The organism is Acidocella aquatica, assembly GCF_030160635.1.
GTDB classification, from domain to species: Bacteria; Pseudomonadota; Alphaproteobacteria; order Acetobacterales; family Acetobacteraceae; genus Acidocella; species Acidocella aquatica.
Map to the genome: position 1 here is coordinate 43,928 of NZ_BSOS01000090.1, position 17,235 is coordinate 61,162.

Here is a 17,235-nt window from a genome sequence, read left to right on the forward strand (position 1 = left end):
CCCTAAAGATTTAATGATCGCGCCCGCGCAATTGACGCGGGCAAGAAAAAATCTCAGGCGCGGGGGGGGCTGAAGCCTATGCGTGCGCAAAGAAGAAGAAGTTCTTCCTTGAAGCTAAGCCCGACAGGAGCGGTTACCAAAAACATGCGCAAGCTTTGCATGGCCGCCGTGCAAGTTCAAGACAATTATAATATCATGAATAAAAAAGCGGCTGGGAATGACCCCAGCCGCTTTTTTTCGTAACTTAAGGTTTTATGCGGCGCTCAGAACACCAGCCAGATACCGGTGAACAACACGTCGTTGGCTTGGGCGGAACGGCCGTTGCCGTCGTAGTTATGCGCCAATCCGTTGAACTGGGTGTAGAACGTATCCTCGATGAAGAACTTGGCATTCACCCAGGGGAAGAATTTGGGGCCATCGGTGTTGAAGGGATAGTAATCCAGCTCGGTGGTGTAGCTCTGGGTATTGGGTTTGCCATTGGCGTTGGCGGTGCCGGTGTTGTAGAGCCCGGAATCCGCATTGCCGGTGATGTTATCGAATGCTTCCGTCACGCCGAACATCTGGTGCCATAGATAGGAGGCGTTCAGTGATTCGCTATCGAGCGAATCGTTCAGGTTGGCGGTGCCGCCTTGTGGGTAAGACGCAGCCCAGTGCTGGAACTCATGGAAATATGCGGCCTGCACGGAGAACGCATGTTTCACGGTGATATACTGGTATTGCGCGTCCACGCCGACATCGGCCAGCGTATCCGTCGGCCCATGGGTGAAGCCGGAGGGATAGGGATGATCGATCAGCCCGGAGGTGCCAAGTTCGATCGACTGCTTCCAGGAGCTGTGCTGCAAGGCCAGGCGCCAGTAGGGAATCGGCCCAGGGATCGGCGCTTCAGGCCCTACGCCCAGGGTGAAGGCGGCGTGATTCGGCAGCGCCTTGTAGAGGTCGGCTTCGGCGTAGAGCAGGTCCGACGGTGTGACGTTGAGCGCGGCGTAGCCGCCTACGCCGGCCACCGCCTGCGCCAGGCCGGTGGTCTGCAGCCCGGCTGTCTGCCCGACACCCAGCCCGGCCGGAATAAAGGGATAGCCCCAGGCCGGCAGCGTGTTCCACAAATCAGTGAGACCCGGCGCGTTGTTGAAGGTGAAGCCATAGACCAGCCGCTTGTTGGCGAGTGTTGTCATCTGCGCCAGGCGGATGTCCAGGTTGTCCCAGTGGAACTGATGGCCGATGCCGTCAAACGTGCCCTGGACAAAGCCACCCAGGCCGATGTTGCCATCCAGCGCGCCACCATAGAACAGGCTGGTCTGCTGGATCGACCATGCATTGTTGCTGCGGAAATCCGGCGCCAAGCCGCCCGGCACTTTATCGTGCAACTGGGTGAAGCCGCCTTCGACCATCGCCGCGAAGTTTTTTATGTCAGGGAAAGTGCCGCCCTGCACATAGCCGTCCATTTTAAAGGCACGGCCAAATGGGGTGAGTTGTGGGAAGCCGATGTGACAGGCCGAACAGGGCATGCCGGTCTGCGCGGCGAAGGCCGGAATCGCTCGAGCCTCCCTTGGCATCGCCGTTATCGCCACAACGCCGGCCAATGCGCCCATCGCACTCGCCCAGTTCAATTTATTCCGCTTCATCGCGCACTCCTACTGAATGATGGCTGTGATCTGACAGCCAGAACGATCGGCTACCTTGATCTATCTCAAGAACGCCGCGCCGCATTAAAAACAGTTCCGCTAAAAAAATATTTCTCAATTGACGCGGCAAATTTGCCACACTTGGAGGCGGCAGAATGTACCGGCCTTGCCCCGCGCGCCCGAGTTCGGCACAAATCGGCGCATGTCAGATCTTGATCAGCTTTTGAACGCCCGCGGCAACACCGCCGAACTCGGCGCCCATGCCATTGCCGCCTGTTTCGACGCTACGGGCCAGACCTGCGCCTTCGCCATGGGGGATGGCAGCCTGCGCCTGGCCACGGCGGGGCTTTGGTCCAGTGTTACGGCGCATAAGGGCGCCGTGCTCTCCCTAGCGCGCCACCCGGTGGCGCCGGGGTTTATCACCGGCGGTGATGACGGCAGGCTGCTCGCGGTGAGCCTGGAGGGCGGCATCACCGAAATTGCCCGATTCGGCTCCAAATGGGTGGATCATGTGGCGAGTTACGCCGGCAAAGTGCCGCTGCTCGCCGCCGCCGCCGGCAAGAACCTGCATCTGTTCAACGGCAAGGGCGAGGTGCTGCGCGCCCTGCCCCACCCCAGCACCGTCACCGGCATCGCTTTTGACAGCAAGGGCAAGCGCATCGCCGCGTCACATTATAACGGCGCCTCGCTTTGGTTCACCGCCTCCACCTCTGAGACGCCGCGCAAACTGGAGTGGAAGGGCAGCCATACCGGAGTCGCCATCCACCCGCAGGGCGAGGCCGTGGTGACCTCGATGCAGGAAAATGCCCTGCACGGCTGGACCCTGCCGGAAGGCAAGCACATGCGCATGGCGGGCTACCCGGCCAAGTGCGAATCCTTCGGCTTCACCCGTTCCGGGCGCTGGCTGGCCACCGCCGGGGCGGATACCATTGTGCTGTGGCCCTTCTTCGGCGGCGGGCCGATGGGCAAGGCTCCGCTGGAGCTTGGGATGGGCGACGGCATCGCCAAGCGCATCGCCTGCCATCCGGAGACCGAGGTGCTGGCCGCCGGTTTTGACACTGGCCTGCTGCTCATCGCCGATATCGCCCAGGAACATATCCTGCCGGTCTGCGGGCCGGGCCGCGGCGCCATCAGCGCGCTTGCGTGGAACCCGTCAGGCTCGCACCTCGCCTTCGGCACCGAAACCGGTTTTGCCGGGGTGGTGGATTTCTCGCGGCGGTAGGGCGCTGGGAGGCGGGGACCCCAGCTTTCGCTGGGGTGACGGGGTTGGTGGAGACCCCAGCTTTCGCTGGGGTGACGGGGTTGGTCGCCGGGGTGACAGGTTTGGTGGGGTGGCGGGGGAGCGGCTTAATCCTCGTGGGCGGGGAGGCCGGTGTCGGTCAGCATTTCGATCCGGCCGGTGATCTGGCCGCCGTCCTCCACCTGCAGGCGGCGGCAGCGCGCGGTGCCCAGCACGCGGCCTGAGGAGCGGACGATGAGCGCGTGGCGAGCGACGAGCGTGCCGTCGATGGTGCCGGCGACTTCGGCTTCGTCAACCTCGACTTCGCCCTTGAACAAGCCGCCCTGGGCGATGGAGAGTTCGACCAGACCATTGATCATGGCGGCTTCCACGGTGCCTTCAACCACCAGGCGTTCGGCGTCCTGCACGGTGCCCTGGACGCTGATGCCGCGGCCGACCACGAGGGTGCGGCGCTGGCCGTCATCGCGCGGGCCGGCGGCGGTGCTGCTCACGGTGGAGCGGGCCGGCACGGCGGGGGCGGCGGGGGCTGGCATATGCGGCGTGAAGGGGGAACGGGCCATCGTGGTCTCCTTGAAATTGTATTGAGCCGGGGCGGCATCGGGTTCGGCGGCCGCGGCGGCGGCTTCCGGCACGGGGGTCTCGGCAACCGGCGGCAGCGGGGCGGCGGGTTTCGGCTCTTCAGGCTTGCGTTTGTTGAACACGAATCCTCCGTGGCACAAAAATGGTACCAATGGGCTAGCACGGGCCGCTGTACCGGGACAACCTCAGCCATGCGGCGCAAACATTTGCCCGCGCGCCAGCAGCAGTGGTATCGCCGGGCGCAAAACCCTTGGAGAGAGCAGCATGGCCGTCACCCGTTACGATATCACCGGCATCGGCAATGCCATCGTTGATCTCTTGTTACCAACTGATGACGCATTTTTAAACCGGCATGACATGCCCAAGGGCAGCATGTCGCTGATTGATGCCGACACCGCCACCAGACTCACCGCCGCCATGCAGGGCGGGTTGACGGCCTCGGGCGGCTCGGTTGCCAACACCTGCGCGGTGGCCGCGGCACTTGGCGCGCGCGTCGCCTTCCTTGGCAAGGTTGCGGCGGATGAGATGGGCGAGACGTTCCGCCGCGAGATCACCGCGCACGGCGTGCACTTCCCCACCGCGCCGCTGCAGGCGCATATCCCCACCGCGCGGTGCCTCATTCTGGTTACGCCGGACGGCCAGCGCACCATGAACACCTACCTGGGCGCGGGCGGCGAATTCTCGCTGGCCGACCTGGACGAGACCGTGATCGCCGCCTCCGCCGTGACCTATCTGGAGGGCTATCTGTTCGACCCGCCGGCGGCCCAGGCCGCCTTCGCCGAAGCCGCCAGAACCGCGCGCGCGGCGGGGCAGAAAACGGCACTCTCGCTCTCCGATGCGTTCTGCGTGGACCGCCACCGCGATGGCTTCCGCCGCCTCATCGCCGAGGGTATCGACATCATCTTCGCCAACGAAGCGGAAATCTGCAGCCTGTATCAGCGCAATGATTTTGCCGAGGCGGCCGCCGAGGCCGCGCGCGATATCAAACTCGCGGTGCTCACCCGCAGCGAGGCTGGCAGCATCATCCTGCACGAGGGCACGCAAACCCATGTCGCCGCGGCGCCAACCCAGGTGGTCGACACCACAGGCGCGGGCGATGCCTATGCCGCGGGCTTCCTCACCGCCTACACCAAGGGCGGGAGCCTGCACGCCGCCGGTACGCTGGGCGCCAGCGCGGCGGCACTGGCGATCAGCCGGATCGGCGCGCGCCCACCGGCCAATGAGCTGAAAGCCCTGGCGTAATCCACATGATCCCGGCCCTCATTCTCCTGGCGCTGGCCTCGTTCATCGCCGGCGCGCAAAATGCGCTGGCGGGCGGCGGTTCGTTTCTGGTCTTCCCGGCGCTGCTGTTCGCCGGGCTTAACCCGCTCGCCGCCAACATCACCTCCACCATCGCGCTGTTCCCCGGCCAGGTGACAACCTCGCTCGCCGGGCGCAGCCTGGTGGAGGGGGCGGCTGGGCTTTCCATCCGCATGCTGGTTGGCATCAGCCTGGTTGGCGGGGGGATTGGCGCGGTTTTGCTGCTGGCCACGCCGGTGAGCATTTTCACCCATCTCGTGCCTTATCTGGTTCTGTTCGCCACCGCGGTTTTCGCCTGGGGCAGTTTTGCCGCGAAAAAGCGCGCCGAGGATGAGCCCGCGCACATCACCCCGCGCGGCGCCATGGTGGCGCAGTTGCTCATCGCGATCTACGGTGGCTATTTTGGCGGCGGCATCGGTATTCTGATGCTGGCGGCGCTCACCGCGGCCGGGCTCTCCGTGCGCCACGCCGGGGCGACCAAGAACATGCTCGCCGGTGTCATCAATGTTGCCGCTGTTGTCATATTCATTGTGCAAACCAGCATCCATTGGCGGCTTGTGCTGCTGGTGGCGATCGCCGCCATCGGCGGCGGCCAGGTTGGCGTTTATATGCTCCGGCGCATCAACGAGACGGTGCTGCGCATCGGCATCACCGCCATTGGCATCCTGCTCACCATCGGTCTGTTTCTGCACGCAGGCTGAGGCTGGCGGGGGTGATGATTTATAAAAAACCCGTCACATTTACGTTTGTCAGGGTAAAGTCCGGCGAGACGGCTTGCCGCCGGAAATGCATCCCCTAGATCAATATTGGTTTAGCTTGAATCACCCGATTCAAGCTAAACCAATGAAATTGATCGTAAAACATAAGGTTGAGCGTGATTGACGTGAGGCAATCACGCTCTAGAGTGCAATGACTTCAAATTTACCCGCTTTGCGGGCCAATTTGAAGTCTGAATCGCCCTCTATCCTAATAATCGAGAGGCGGATTCAGGCATGAGATGTCATCCGGCTCTGGAACTCAAACGCTTGCATATATTCAGTTATTCAGGACAATTCGTCATTATCTCATGACCGTTTCGCATCGTGCCAATTTTGGAGCCGGCCTTGAACCTCGCAAGAGGTGCCGTACCCCCATGGCGGCCCGGCGCATCGGGAGCTGCCTGTTGTTGGGGCTGGCGCTGCCGGCGGCGGCGCGGGCGGACCCGGCGAGGCCGTTCAGCATCAATGTCGAGCCGTCGTATTTCGGCGGGACGTTCGGAACATCGAACACCGTTAGCGTTTACGAAGTGCCGGTGACTTTTGAGTATCATGGCGCGCGGCTGCGCATGCGCCTGGAGATTCCCTATATCGCGTTGACGGGGGCGGGGCTTCTGAGCGGCGGTTCGGTTATCCAGACAAGTGGCCACCCTGTATGGCGCACCGGGCTTGGGGATATCTGGGTTGGCGGCGATTACCGCGTGCTTGATACCGCCGGGTACCGGCCTTCCGTCAGACCCTATGTGAAAGTTAAGATACCGACCGCCTCGCGCGCCCAGGGGCTTGGCACCGGACGGCCCGATATTGAGTTTGGCAGCCATTTTGAATGGAATTTGGATGGCAGGATTCTGCCCTACGCGCGGGCCGGCTACAGGGTGGTTGGGCAGGCGCCCGGGCTGAAGCTGCGGAACGCCTTTACGTTCGAGGCCGGGGCCAGCGTGGTTGTACCCCACCATGGCTATGTGACAGCCTTGTTCCTTGATAGCGGAACACTCCAGCGCGGGGCCGGACCGGCCGAACAGTTGATTGGGGCGTATACCGTCCGGCTTACAGCGGCGCTTGAGTTTCAGACCTATCTCACCCGCGGCCTGACACCCAACAGCCCTGCGTTCGGTGCGGGAATGGGGCTGACCGAGAAATTCTGAGCCCGGGTTTACCACTGATTATGCACCGGAACGCATAATCAGGCGGTGATTGCCACACGCACTTGACCGTGGGACTTTCTTCCACGATAATCGAGCCAAGCCTTCATACCTGCCAGGCTGAAGCGCGTTTAGCGCGCGCAGGCTGGTGGTTTGTCCTGCAACCCGTTTGGAGCATTTTCGGTGAACCGTCGTAGCGCTGACTCATCGGGCCGCGATCACCAGCCGGCTGAACAAGGCGGCCTGGCGAATTCACCGGGCATGCGCATGCGGGCCTGCGCCGTTTGTGAAAATGGCGGCAGGGCCGCACGGGCGCTGGCCTATGCGAAGGTGGGCAGGCACCTTGTTGAATGCGTGAACTGCGGATTTACTTATGTTCCGGTAGCGCCCGGCGCCGCGGCGCAAACGCATGCCGCGCGCGATGGCCGGTTGCTCCTGGGTGATCGGCTTCTGAACTGGCTGGACCGCGCGACCTGTTGGCGGAGGTTTATGTTTTCTCCGCTGGAGCCTTATGAGATATTGAACAAACTTGGCCCGGATTCCGGAAATGTGGTTGATGTCGGCTGTCACCGGGATAATCTCCGGCTCATTTCCCGGCGGTTTTCCATCTATGGCCTGGAGGCATTCCCGGCATTTTCGGTGCGTACCCGCACGGAGGCCACGCAATCAGGCGCGACGGTTTTAAGCACCACGGCGGCCGAAGGGTTATCGCGGTTTCCTGACCGTTCGCTGGCCGGGGTGGTGCTGCATTCGCATCTGGAGCGCGATCCCGATGCGCGCAGCGTGGTTGAACTGCTCGGCCAAAAGCTCAGATTTGATGGCCTCGCGGTATTGAAACTTGCCAACTACGGCTCACTTAACCGGCGTTTCATGGGAAAGCGGTGGTATAAATTCAATTTTCCTGAATACCTCAATTATTTCAGAAAGCGTGATATTTCCGCCCTGGCATCGCATTTTGGATTGGAGGCTTCTTTTCCCTTCATGCTTTCACTTCCCACGGATGATAATTTCATCGCGATTTTGAAACCAACCATCCCGATTGAGATATATTAATGGTTTTTTAATAAGACATGCTTCGCCCACCGATTGTGGACCGGCTGAATCGTAGCGCAGCAGGAGATTTCCGTGAATTGCGCTTGCGGTATGGCGGGAATGAAAAAACGGGCTTTTTTTCGCTGACGGACTCACCCAAACACCAACCATCTTCATCAAACACGAAGGACACGCGGCATTGTCACCTTTCATCGTCATATTCAAATCCATGTCTGCGCTTGATCATATTTTATTTGGAATCGTCACGGCCTTTGCCTTGTCGGCATGCCGGTTCATCAACCGGGATATTTCGGTTGTGGGAGATTTTCTGGCTGTCGCTTTTCCGCTCTGTGCATTTTTGCTCATGCTGATACCGGTTAAGGTTCTCATCCGGGTAAAAAGCAATTTTCGCAGCCAGGCGGCGATGTTGCGCTCCGGCACGGGGGCCACGCCCGGCGTTGGGGCTTAATGGCGGGTGTTTCAATTTTAGATTGAAATAGCCTGCAAACATGCCAATGACCGTCAGGTCATTTTCCGCAATAACCCGGCGGATTTCGCGCCGCGGGGCTTGCAAAACGGTGACAGCAAGCTATGTGGAACAAATGCCCACAAATTTGCGGCGGCAGGATTAAGCAGGGAAAATAATGCGGGCACGCGGAGCTTATTGCCGGACCCGCCGGGAAGGAAGAGTTTAGGAGTTAATGGAAGCAGACGTTGAAACCATGGTGCGCCGCTTGCTCAGCCCGCTCATCGTTTATCTGATGCGGCGCGGGGTGGGTTATATCGCGCTGCGCGATCTGCTGAAAAAAATTTATGTCGAGGAGGCGCTCGGCCGCCACACCGCTGAGGAAGCGCCGACGGACAGCACTATCAGCCTGGTCACTGGAATTAACCGCCGCGAGGTGAAGCGCCTGCGCGATGATGCGCTGCAGGCGCGCAAAAGCGAGGTCCGCGACCCGATGGCAGGCGTCAACATGGCGGCGCGGGTTGTGGCAACCTGGGTTTCGGCCCCGGTGTTTCTTGATGCGCACGGCGAACCCCGCCATCTCGGCACGCGCGGCAGTGACGCGGAGCCCAATTTCGACTCGTTGCTGCGGGCCGCCAAGGTTGATGTGCGCGCCCGCACGGTGATCGAGGAGCTGAACCGGGCCGGTATCGTCGAGCGTGACGATGAGGACCATTTGTATCTGCTGCGGGCGGCGTTCACGCCGGGGACGCCGAAGGACAAAATGCTGTTTCTTGCCGCCAATGTCAGCGATCATCTGCGCAGTGCGCTGCATAACCTGGCCCCTGATGAGCCGCCGTTCATCGAGCGCGCACTCTTTCATAACGGGATCAGCGCGCGCCAGCTAGAGGCGGTGCGCCCCGCGCTCTCCACGATGGCTGACAGGATGCTCCGGCGGGCCAACGAGAAACTGCTGGAAAGCAGTGCCGATTCGCCGGCCGCCGATGCCGGGTTGCCGCTGAAACGGCTGCGGCTGGGCGTGTATTATTACGAAACCAGCGCCGAAGACCAACCCTGACATGAATGTTCTCCCGCAAACCCGCATCAAGGCTTCGCGCTGCGCCGGGATGTTCCCGCTTGGGCTGGCGCTCGCCCTGTTATGGGCATGCGCGGTGGTACTCCCCGCGCCGGCGCGGGCGCAAACCAGTGAAACCGGCGGCATTGGCGGCACCGGGATCAGCGCGGGGACCGGCGGCATCGGCGGCACCGGGATCAGCGCCGGAACGGGCGGCATTGGCGGCACCGGCATTGCGCGCTCCGGCATGCCGGTCACCGGGTATGGGCCGATCCAGGCCTTTGGCAGCGTGTTCGTGAACGGCCGTGAATATGCCATCGACGGCCGGACGCTGGTGATGATTGATGGCGCTCCGGCCACGGTATCGGCGTTGCGCGTGGGTGATATCGCCAATGTAAGGGGCGTCATCACCACGGCGCGCGGCGGCTACGCCAGGGAAATCGCCATTGTGCACCCGATCATCGGCCAGGTGACGGATATCGCCCCGGATGGCGCCAGCGCCACCGTGCTCGGGCAGCATGTGGTCGCGCCACCCGGCCAGACGCCCTTTGCCGGGATCACCCCCGGCGCCCTGGTTGCGGTCTCCGCGCTGCCCAGGCCCTCGGGCGACTGGGTGGCGCAACGGATAACCCGGCTGCCGCCCGGCAATCATTTCCAGCTTGCGGCGGTCGTCACATCGCTGGCGCCTGGGCGGCTGGCGGTCGCCGGCACCAGTATTCTGGCGCAGCCCAGCCTCACGGCACGGCTCTCCGCCGGTGAGCGGGTTATCGTTAGCGGAAGCTTGAGCGCGCAGGGCCTGCGGGCCGATACCGCCCTGCCCGCCCCGGTTGCGCTGGGCCAGCCGGGAGGCGTGGTCGAGGTGCGCGGTTATTTCCAGACCAATGCAAAGGGGCAGCTGGTCACCGCCGATGGTCTGCTCGCCTCCGGCGCGCCGGCCGGGCTGCATCTGAACGGCCAGAATCTGGTCGAAATTCAGGGCGAGCTGACCGCCGCCGATTCGATCAGCATCGACCTGATCGATACTGAAATGCTCGATGCGGAGGATTGGACCGGCGCGCCGGCAAGCCGCGCGGGACCGGCGGTTGCCACACCACAGCGCGGCGAGGAACCCGCCGAAGACCTGCAAAAGCCGGAGACGGGTGTTAAGCCAGCGTCACAGAAACCAGATGCTTCCGATGTGAACAGGGCGCCGGAAACCGGCCCAGAGCACACCGTGCCAGAGGTTGAAACGCCCGACATTGAAGCGCCGGACGTTGAAACGCCTGAAATTGAGAGTCCGTCAAAGGATTAGCGCGATCGTTTGAGGTTCGCTCAACCGAGCGAACCTCAAACGTGAATCACCCTCATAAAAATGGCCAGAGCCCGATCGCATTTAAAGCGATCAGGCTCTGGGATAACCATTTAGGCTTGCTCGGGCGAGCGAGCCTAAACGCCAAGCTATCGCGCGCCAGATATTGGTTTAGCGCGCAGGCTTTGGCGGCGTCACTGAATAATCGTAAAAACCACGCCCGGATTTGCGGCCGTACCAGCCCGCTTCCACGTATTTTATCAGCAGCGGCGCGGGGCGGTATTTGTCTTCGCCGAGGCCGTTGTGGAGCACGCGCATGACTTCCAGCAGCGTATCCAGGCCGACGAAATCCGCCAGTTCGAGCGGGCCCATCGGGTGGTTGGCGCCGAGTTTCATGCCGGAGTCGATCGAGGTGACAGTGCCCACGCCCTCAGCCAGGGCGAAAATCGCCTCGTTGAGCATGGGGCAGAGGATGCGATTGACGATGAAGCCGGGGGCATCGGCCGCCGTGGCGATGGTTTTGCCGAGTTTTTCGGCCAGCGCGTAAATGGTGTTGTAGGTCTCGTCCGAGGTGGCCATGCCACGGATGATTTCCACCAGTTTCATCACCGGCACCGGGTTGAAGAAGTGCATGCCGATGAATCTGTCGGCCCGGCCGGTGATGCTGGCCAGCTTGGTGATGGAGATGGAGGAGGTGTTGGAGGCGATGATGGTGTCAGCCCCGATGAGGGGGGTGAGCGCCTTGTAGATGGCCTCCTTGATCTCCTCGCGCTCGGGCGCTGCCTCGATGATGACCTGGGCGTTGGCGAGAGCGGTGTAGCTGGTGGAGGTGACGAGGCGGCTCAGCGCCTCGTCCTTCGCCTGGGCGGTGAGGCTGCCCTTGGCGACTTGGCGGTCCATGTTTTTGGTCATGGTTGCCAGGGCCTTGGGGAGCGCCGCTTCAAACGAGTCCACATGTATCACGTTGAAGCCCGCGAGCAGGGAGGCATGGGCAATGCCATTGCCCATGAGACCGGCGCCGATGACGCCAACGTGCGTGATTTTCATAGTGCTTTTTCAAGCTCCGGCAGGATGGTGAAGAGGTCGCCGACGAGGCCGTAATCGGCCACCTGGAAGATTGGTGCGTCTTCGTCCTTGTTGATGGCGACGATGACCTTGGAGTCCTTCATGCCGGCCAGGTGCTGGATGGCGCCCGAGATGCCGACGGCGATGTAGAGGTCCGGGGCGACGATCTTGCCGGTCTGGCCGACCTGATAGTCGTTGGGGACGAAGCCTGCATCCACCGCCGCGCGCGAGGCGCCGACGGCGGCGCCGAGCTTGTCGGCTATGGGGTCGAGCAGCTTGGTGAAGTTCTCGCCGTTCTGCATGCCGCGCCCGCCGGAGACGATGATTTTCGCCGCGGTGAGTTCGGGACGCTCGCTCTTGGAAAGCTCCGAGGAGAGATATTTGGACTGCGGGGCAACGGCCGCGACGGTCAGGGTTTCAATGCTGGCGGAGCCGCCTTCGGCCGCGACGGGGTCGAAGCTGGAGGCGCGCACGGTGATGACTTTTTTGGAGTCGGAGGATTTGACCGTGGCGAGCGCGTTGCCGGCATAGATCGGGCGGATGAAGGTATCGGCATCGACCACGCCGGAGATGTCGCTGAGCGGCTGAACATCGAGCAGGGCGGCGACGCGCGGCAGCACGTTTTTGCCAGCGGCGGTGGCGGCCCACATGATGTGCGCGTAGCTGCCCGCGAGCGAGACGATGAGGGCTGAGAGCGGTTCGGCCAGGCCATGCGTCAACGAGGCATCGTCGGCCACCAGCACCTTGGCGACACCGGCGATTTTCGCGGCCTCGGCGGGCGCGTTGCCGACGCCCGAACCTGCGATCAGCACATGAACTTCACCCAGCAGCGCTGCCGCGGCGATGGCCGAACGGGAGGGCTGCTTGATGCCATGGGCATCAAAGTCGAGAACAACAAGTGAGGTCATGATCAGATCACCTTCGCTTCATTACGGAGTTTGTCGATAAGGGCGGCAACATCGGCCACCTTGATGCCAGCCTTGCGCACCGGCGGCTCGTTGACGCTGAGGATGCTCAGGCGCGGCGCCGGGTCAACGCCCAGGTCTTCCGGCTTCATCACGTCGATGGTCTTCTTGCGGGCCTTCATGATGTTGGGCAGCGAGGCGTAGCGCGGCTCGTTCAACCGCAGGTCGGCGGTGATAACGGCGGGCATGGTCAGGGCGACGGTTTCCAGCCCGCCATCAACCTCGCGGGTGACGGTGGCGGTGCCATCGGCGATTTCGACCTTGCTGGCGAAGGTGCCCTGGGGCCAGCCGAGCAAAGCGGCGAGCATCTGGCCGGTGGCGTTCATGTCATCATCGATCGCCTGCTTGCCGAGGAGGACCAGCTCCGCACCTTCCTTGATGGCGATGGCCTTGAGCATTTTGGCGACGGCCAGAGGTTCAAGCGCAACGTCGGTCTCCACCAGAATACCGCGGTCAGCGCCCATGGCGAGCGCGGTGCGGATGGTCTCCTGGCACTGCGTAACGCCCAGCGAGACGGCGATGATTTCCGTGGCGATGCCCTTTTCCTTCAGGCGGACGGCTTCCTCGACGGCGATTTCATCAAACGGGTTCATCGACATTTTAACGCCGGCGGTCTCAACGGCTGTATGGTCCGATTTGACCCGGACCTTGACGTTGTAATCGACCACTCGTTTTACGGCGACCAGCAGTTTCATGGTTCTATTCTCTACCTCGGTTATGGCACCCTTGGTGGGCGCGTCACTGATATTGTATGTCGTTGCTCGTGAAAAGTACTCTAGCACACAATCTTTAGTCTAGGGTTTGAGGCGACACAGGCGGAAAATGGCTTCCTCTATGTCCGGTAGCGCGGCGCAATAGCTCATCCTGAAGAAATTCTTGCCCCTTTGTGCGTCGAAATCGTAGCCGGGTGTAACGGCAATATCGGCTTCGTCAAGCAGCCGGGCACAGAAGGCGCCGCTGTCGGCGGCGCGGCTTGAGCTGTCGGCATAGAGGTAAAAGGCGCCGTCTGGCGGCGAAATTTTCGTAAAACCAGCGGTTTCAAGGCCGGTGAGCAGCATCTGGCGCGCGGTGGCGTAGCGGGCGCGGTTGGCTTCCAGCTCCTGCGTGCAGGCGAAGGCGGCCTGGGCGGCGACCTGTGAGATATAGGAGGGTGAGACGAAAAAATTCGCCGCCAGCCGCTCCACCGGGCGCACCAGCTCCTCAGGGCACACCATCCAGCCGACGCGCCAGCCGGTCATGGAGAAATACTTGGAAAAGGAGTTGATGACGATCGCGCTTTCAGAAAACTGGGCGGCAGAGGCGATGGGTTTGCCGTAGGTCAGGCCGTGGTAGATCTCATCCGAGATCAAACGGATACCGTTGGCGTGGCAGTAGCGCGCCAGGGCTTTAAGCTCATCAGGGGAGAGCATGGAGCCGGTGGGGTTGGCCGGGCTGGCCACGATCAGCCCGTCGGGCTTGCGCTCCAACGCCTCCAGCATGGCAACCGTGGGCTGAAAGCCGGTTTCGATGCCGCAGGGGAGGATCAGCGGTTTCAGGCCCAGCGCGGTGGCGATATTAACATATGGCGGGTAATAGGGGGCGGCCAGGGCGATGGTATCGCCGGGGTCGAACGCGGCCAGAAAGGCCAGCGGAAACGCCCCCGAAGCGCCGAATGTCACCGCGATGCGGGCCGGGGCGATGGTTGTACCGTACCAGTCCTGAATATGCGCGGCGATGCGCTCACGCAGGGGCAACATGCCCAGAGCCTCGGTGTAGCCCAATGTGGCGCCGGTGCGCAGCGCGGCCTCGGCCGCCAGACGCGCGCCCAGCGGCAGGCCGGTGCCGGGCTGGCCAACTTCCAGGCGCAAAATCCTTGCATCGCCCGGTTGGCGGCGTTGCGCGCGGGCGTTGGCCTCGGCGATGACATCCATCACCCGGAAGGGCGGAACCGCCCGGCCTATGCCGATTTTCATCGGCGGGCCGCGTTCGGCACGTTCAGGCCAGGGAGCTTTGTGCGCCTAACGCCCACCGATCGCGAGACCCTGGCCGGATGGGTCGGCGGTGGCGGTGCAGGTTGCCTCCCCGCCGGGAACGCCGCCAGGGCAGGAGATGGCGTTGGCGCGCGAGATGGCGCCCTGGCCGGTGCCGGTGGTGGTGGCGCGGAAGGTGCCGTTGGCAGTGTAGGTGACTGTGGCGGCCAGCGGCGCGGGCTGGCCGGGGCGCGGGGCGGCGGCGAGGAGGATGCCGGTGCCAGGTGCGATGCGGCCGGTGCCGAACAGGTTGTTCATGGTGACGGCACAGCTTACCACGCCGCCGTTTTTGTCCAGCGCGGAGAAGCTGGCGGTGGCGGGCTGTATGGGGCCTGGTGTGGCGGCCGGCAGGGACGCGGTGGTGAGAGCGCCGTTGCTGCTGATATTGGGCGCGGTGAAATGCGGAAGGTTGGTGGCGAGGTCTGACGCCAGGAGCCCGGCGCCGGCCTGATCAGCCGCGGCGGCGAAATTCTGCGCGTAGCTGCCGGCGTAGAGCCCCTGGACGCCGAGGACGCGCAGCGATTCCAGCGTGGCGGCGAGGTCTGGCTGCACCAGATTGGCGCCGGTGGGCAACAGCGCGCCATTGGGGGCGAAGACGGCAGCGGCGGCGGGGTCTGACGCAAGGGCGCCGCCGACCACCTGGAGGTCGGACTCGAGGGCCGGGGAGACAGGCACGCCACCTGCGAGACGCTCAGCGGGAACGATAACGCTGGCGGCGGGGAGCACACCGTAGCGGGCCTGCAAGGCCAGCAGGCCGCGCGCGAGACTGGGGACAGCGGCGGGGCGGTTGCCGGAGAGGCTCGCGGGGGCGCCGGCCGGGAACAGCAAGGCGACGGGCGGTTGGGCATTGCCCTGGGAATCCGGCATTTTAACGATGCAGGCGCCGCCGCCGCCAAGACCGGCGCGCGAAGGCAGGGTGACGCTGAGCACAAAGCCAGCGGCGGCGGCGGCGTCAGCGGCATTGCCGCCCTGGTTGAGGATCTGGCGGGCGGCCAAGGCGGCCTGGGGTTCGTCCGCCGTGGCGTAGCCAAACACGGTGGGGGCGGCGGCGGTCTGGCCGAGGCTGGCGCTGGCGCCGCCGCCTAATAAATGGCCGCAACCCGGCAGCAGGGTGAGTGCCGCGAGGGCGATTGCACGGGACGCGCTGGCGCGGGAAAGAGTCTGGCTACGCAAAATGGTTCGCCCCCAGGTTAAAGCATCAGGTTAAAGCGGCCGGATATGGTCCGGCCGTTGCTTAACGGTGAATACGGCTTCGGGCAACTTGGGAGCGGTTTTAGGCCTCCACCGCCGTGCAGCTGCGCGGCGAGATCATCGCCAAAAACTCGCGGCGGGTTGAGGGGTCATCGCGGAAGGCGCCGAGCATGCGGCTGGTGACCATGCTGGCACCCGGTTTGTGGACGCCACGGGTGGACATGCACTGATGCCCCGCCTCGATGACCACCGCGACGCCGCGCGGCTGCAGCACGTCATTGATGGTATTGGCGATCTGCGCGGTTAGTTTTTCCTGGATCTGAAAGCGGTGGGCATAGGCATCAACCACGCGGGCAAGCTTGGAGATGCCGACGACGCGGGTGCCCGGCAGGTAGGCGACATGCGCCTTGCCGATGATGGGGACCATGTGATGCTCGCAATGGCTCTCGACGCGGATATCGCGCAACACGACCATCTCGTCGTAACCCTCGATTTCCTCAAAGGTACGGGCGAGCAGGGCGACCGGGTCTTCACCGTAGCCACGGAAAAATTCTTCATATGAGCGCACGACACGGCCGGGCGTATCGAGCAGGCCCTCGCGCTCAGGGTCTTCCCCGGCCCAGAGGAGCAGGGTGCGGACGGCGGATTCAGCTTCCGCGCGGCTGGGCTTTTTGGCGGCGCGCGGCGCCTTGGTGAGCTTTGCTTTGGATGTCACGACGTTCAAGGCGGGTCTCCGTCTGCGATGTTATTAAGTACCTGAGCGATCAGGGTGTTGAGTTATACGATTAGCCCCCGAAGGTGGATCAATTTCGCGCCGCGAGAAATCACGCCGCTATGTGAAGCCCTAAACGGCCATATGGGCAATGACAAAAAACCCGCAACCCATGACAGCGCATGTGGCCGCAGTTTTGCGCCAAAACGATTAATGAACCCTTGTGTTTTGGTGCGGGCTATCCAAGCTGAAAGCCGGGATTTCAATGTCAAACTGGCGGTCCTCGTCCACCGCGAGCATGTGGTATTGGCCGGTCATGAAGCCGGAGGGCGTGGAGAGCGGCGTGCCGGAAGTGTATTCAAAGGTCTCGCCAGGCTCCAGCACCGGGGTTTCACCGATGACGCCCTCGCCATGCACATGCTGGCTGCGGCCGTGGGCATCGGTGATGTGCCAGGTGCGGCGGAGCAGCTGCACGGTGAGCGGGCTGGCGTTGGTGATGGTGACACGGTAGGCCCAGGCGAAACGCGCGGCCTCGGGGTCTGACTGGTCGGCCAGATAAAAAACCCGCACCGTGACGGTGATGCCGGCGGTGGTTGCCTGAAAGCCTGGGTTCATGCGCGGTATTTTCCTAGCAGCAGGTTAGGTCTTGGCCATAGAGCATTTTGGTTTTGGCGAGCAATTTTACCCGATCAGATGATTCCATCTGATCAAATGTTGCTCTGGCGCCAGCGTCATGGAAGCGTAACGCAGCCGGGAGAGGCTCACAAGCCAGGAATGTAAACACGCGCTTTGCCTGATCGGGCGGCGCTGCTACAC

17 protein-coding genes are annotated in these 17,235 nt (G+C 62.9%); 7 read left to right on the forward strand and 10 right to left on the reverse strand.

Features of this window, described 5'->3' with window-relative positions; translation table 11 throughout:
- Positions 1 to 263: 263 nt before the first annotated feature.
- Complete coding sequence (locus QQJ84_RS15990; protein ID WP_284259310.1) at positions 264 to 1,622, reverse strand: hypothetical protein; 1,359 nt, start codon at positions 1,620 to 1,622, stop codon at positions 264 to 266.
- A gap of 202 nt (positions 1,623 to 1,824) precedes the next feature.
- Here QQJ84_RS15990 and QQJ84_RS15995 point away from each other — a divergent pair, with 202 nt between their 5' ends.
- Positions 1,825 to 2,844 (forward strand): WD40 repeat domain-containing protein, encoded by a 1,020-nt coding sequence (locus QQJ84_RS15995; RefSeq protein WP_284259311.1) that lies wholly within the window; start codon positions 1,825 to 1,827, stop codon positions 2,842 to 2,844.
- A 125-nt stretch (positions 2,845 to 2,969) separates the two neighbouring features.
- Here QQJ84_RS15995 and QQJ84_RS16000 read toward each other — a convergent pair whose 3' ends face one another.
- On the reverse strand, positions 2,970 to 3,563 hold the full coding sequence (locus QQJ84_RS16000) for a bactofilin family protein (protein WP_284259312.1): 594 nt from the start codon (positions 3,561 to 3,563) through the stop codon (positions 2,970 to 2,972).
- Positions 3,564 to 3,705: 142 nt separating this feature from the next.
- On the opposite strand from QQJ84_RS16000, the gene QQJ84_RS16005 reads away from it, so the two are divergent.
- From QQJ84_RS16005 to QQJ84_RS16020, 4 genes are all read left to right on the forward strand, one after another.
- Positions 3,706 to 4,683 (forward strand): adenosine kinase, encoded by a 978-nt coding sequence (locus QQJ84_RS16005; RefSeq protein ID WP_284259313.1) that lies wholly within the window; start codon positions 3,706 to 3,708, stop codon positions 4,681 to 4,683.
- A gap of 5 nt (positions 4,684 to 4,688) precedes the next feature.
- Positions 4,689 to 5,441, forward strand: coding sequence for a sulfite exporter TauE/SafE family protein (locus tag QQJ84_RS16010; RefSeq protein ID WP_284259314.1), 753 nt, complete (start codon positions 4,689 to 4,691; stop codon positions 5,439 to 5,441).
- A 431-nt stretch (positions 5,442 to 5,872) separates the two neighbouring features.
- Positions 5,873 to 6,640: a hypothetical protein gene (locus QQJ84_RS16015; RefSeq protein ID WP_284259315.1), complete on the forward strand. Its 768-nt coding sequence runs from the start codon at positions 5,873 to 5,875 to the stop codon at positions 6,638 to 6,640.
- A 180-nt stretch (positions 6,641 to 6,820) separates the two neighbouring features.
- Positions 6,821 to 7,690: a methyltransferase domain-containing protein gene (locus tag QQJ84_RS16020; RefSeq protein WP_284259316.1), complete on the forward strand. Its 870-nt coding sequence runs from the start codon at positions 6,821 to 6,823 to the stop codon at positions 7,688 to 7,690.
- A 222-nt stretch (positions 7,691 to 7,912) separates the two neighbouring features.
- Here QQJ84_RS16020 and QQJ84_RS16025 read toward each other — a convergent pair whose 3' ends face one another.
- Positions 7,913 to 8,110, reverse strand: coding sequence for a hypothetical protein (locus tag QQJ84_RS16025; RefSeq protein ID WP_284259317.1), 198 nt, complete (start codon positions 8,108 to 8,110; stop codon positions 7,913 to 7,915).
- A gap of 260 nt (positions 8,111 to 8,370) precedes the next feature.
- On the opposite strand from QQJ84_RS16025, the gene QQJ84_RS16030 reads away from it, so the two are divergent.
- Positions 8,371 to 9,192 (forward strand): DUF6502 family protein, encoded by an 822-nt coding sequence (locus QQJ84_RS16030; RefSeq protein ID WP_284259318.1) that lies wholly within the window; start codon positions 8,371 to 8,373, stop codon positions 9,190 to 9,192.
- Between the two features lies 1 nt (position 9,193).
- Positions 9,194 to 10,480, forward strand: a complete 1,287-nt coding sequence (locus QQJ84_RS16035; RefSeq protein ID WP_284259319.1) for a DUF5666 domain-containing protein — start codon at positions 9,194 to 9,196, stop codon at positions 10,478 to 10,480.
- 168 nt (positions 10,481 to 10,648) lie between these two features.
- Here the strand turns inward: QQJ84_RS16035 and QQJ84_RS16040 are convergent, their stop codons facing one another.
- The 7 genes from QQJ84_RS16040 to apaG all read right to left on the reverse strand — a co-directional run bounded on the left by QQJ84_RS16040 (position 10,649) and on the right by apaG (position 17,034).
- Complete coding sequence (locus QQJ84_RS16040) at positions 10,649 to 11,524, reverse strand: 3-hydroxybutyryl-CoA dehydrogenase (protein ID WP_284259320.1); 876 nt, start codon at positions 11,522 to 11,524, stop codon at positions 10,649 to 10,651.
- A complete protein-coding gene (locus QQJ84_RS16045; RefSeq protein WP_284259321.1) occupies positions 11,521 to 12,450 on the reverse strand; it encodes an electron transfer flavoprotein subunit alpha/FixB family protein in 930 nt (309 codons plus the stop codon). Before QQJ84_RS16045 ends, QQJ84_RS16040 begins: the two co-directional genes overlap by 4 nt.
- A 2-nt stretch (positions 12,451 to 12,452) precedes the next feature.
- Entirely contained in the window at positions 12,453 to 13,202 is a 750-nt protein-coding gene (locus tag QQJ84_RS16050) for an electron transfer flavoprotein subunit beta/FixA family protein (RefSeq protein ID WP_284259322.1), read from the reverse strand.
- Positions 13,203 to 13,301: 99 nt separating this feature from the next.
- Entirely contained in the window at positions 13,302 to 14,459 is a 1,158-nt protein-coding gene (locus tag QQJ84_RS16055; RefSeq protein ID WP_284259323.1) for a pyridoxal phosphate-dependent aminotransferase, read from the reverse strand.
- A gap of 45 nt (positions 14,460 to 14,504) precedes the next feature.
- Positions 14,505 to 15,689, reverse strand: a complete 1,185-nt coding sequence (locus QQJ84_RS16060) for a gamma-glutamyltransferase (protein ID WP_284259324.1) — start codon at positions 15,687 to 15,689, stop codon at positions 14,505 to 14,507.
- Between the two features lie 100 nt (positions 15,690 to 15,789).
- A complete protein-coding gene (folE, locus tag QQJ84_RS16065; protein ID WP_408862237.1) occupies positions 15,790 to 16,422 on the reverse strand; it encodes a GTP cyclohydrolase I FolE in 633 nt (210 codons plus the stop codon).
- A gap of 207 nt (positions 16,423 to 16,629) precedes the next feature.
- Entirely contained in the window at positions 16,630 to 17,034 is a 405-nt protein-coding gene (apaG, locus tag QQJ84_RS16070; RefSeq protein ID WP_284259326.1) for a Co2+/Mg2+ efflux protein ApaG, read from the reverse strand.
- Between the last annotated feature and the right edge of the window lie 201 nt (positions 17,035 to 17,235).

Bases quoted from the DNA above. Each gene is read 5' to 3' on its own strand.
- QQJ84_RS15990 (WP_284259310.1), bottom strand. From the start codon at position 1,622: ATGAAGCGGAATAAATTGAACTGGGCGAGTGCGATGGGCGCATTGGCC.
- QQJ84_RS15995 (WP_284259311.1), top strand. From the start codon at position 1,825: ATGTCAGATCTTGATCAGCTTTTGAACGCCCGCGGCAACACCGCCGAA.
- QQJ84_RS16005 (WP_284259313.1), top strand. From the start codon at position 3,706: ATGGCCGTCACCCGTTACGATATCACCGGCATCGGCAATGCCATCGTT.
- QQJ84_RS16010 (WP_284259314.1), top strand. From the start codon at position 4,689: ATGATCCCGGCCCTCATTCTCCTGGCGCTGGCCTCGTTCATCGCCGGC.
- QQJ84_RS16015 (WP_284259315.1), top strand. From the start codon at position 5,873: ATGGCGGCCCGGCGCATCGGGAGCTGCCTGTTGTTGGGGCTGGCGCTG.
- QQJ84_RS16030 (WP_284259318.1), top strand. From the start codon at position 8,371: ATGGAAGCAGACGTTGAAACCATGGTGCGCCGCTTGCTCAGCCCGCTC.
- QQJ84_RS16035 (WP_284259319.1), top strand. From the start codon at position 9,194: ATGAATGTTCTCCCGCAAACCCGCATCAAGGCTTCGCGCTGCGCCGGG.
- QQJ84_RS16040 (WP_284259320.1), bottom strand. From the start codon at position 11,524: ATGAAAATCACGCACGTTGGCGTCATCGGCGCCGGTCTCATGGGCAAT.
- QQJ84_RS16045 (WP_284259321.1), bottom strand. From the start codon at position 12,450: ATGACCTCACTTGTTGTTCTCGACTTTGATGCCCATGGCATCAAGCAG.
- QQJ84_RS16050 (WP_284259322.1), bottom strand. From the start codon at position 13,202: ATGAAACTGCTGGTCGCCGTAAAACGAGTGGTCGATTACAACGTCAAG.
- QQJ84_RS16055 (WP_284259323.1), bottom strand. From the start codon at position 14,459: ATGAAAATCGGCATAGGCCGGGCGGTTCCGCCCTTCCGGGTGATGGAT.
- apaG (WP_284259326.1), bottom strand. From the start codon at position 17,034: ATGAACCCAGGCTTTCAGGCAACCACCGCCGGCATCACCGTCACGGTG.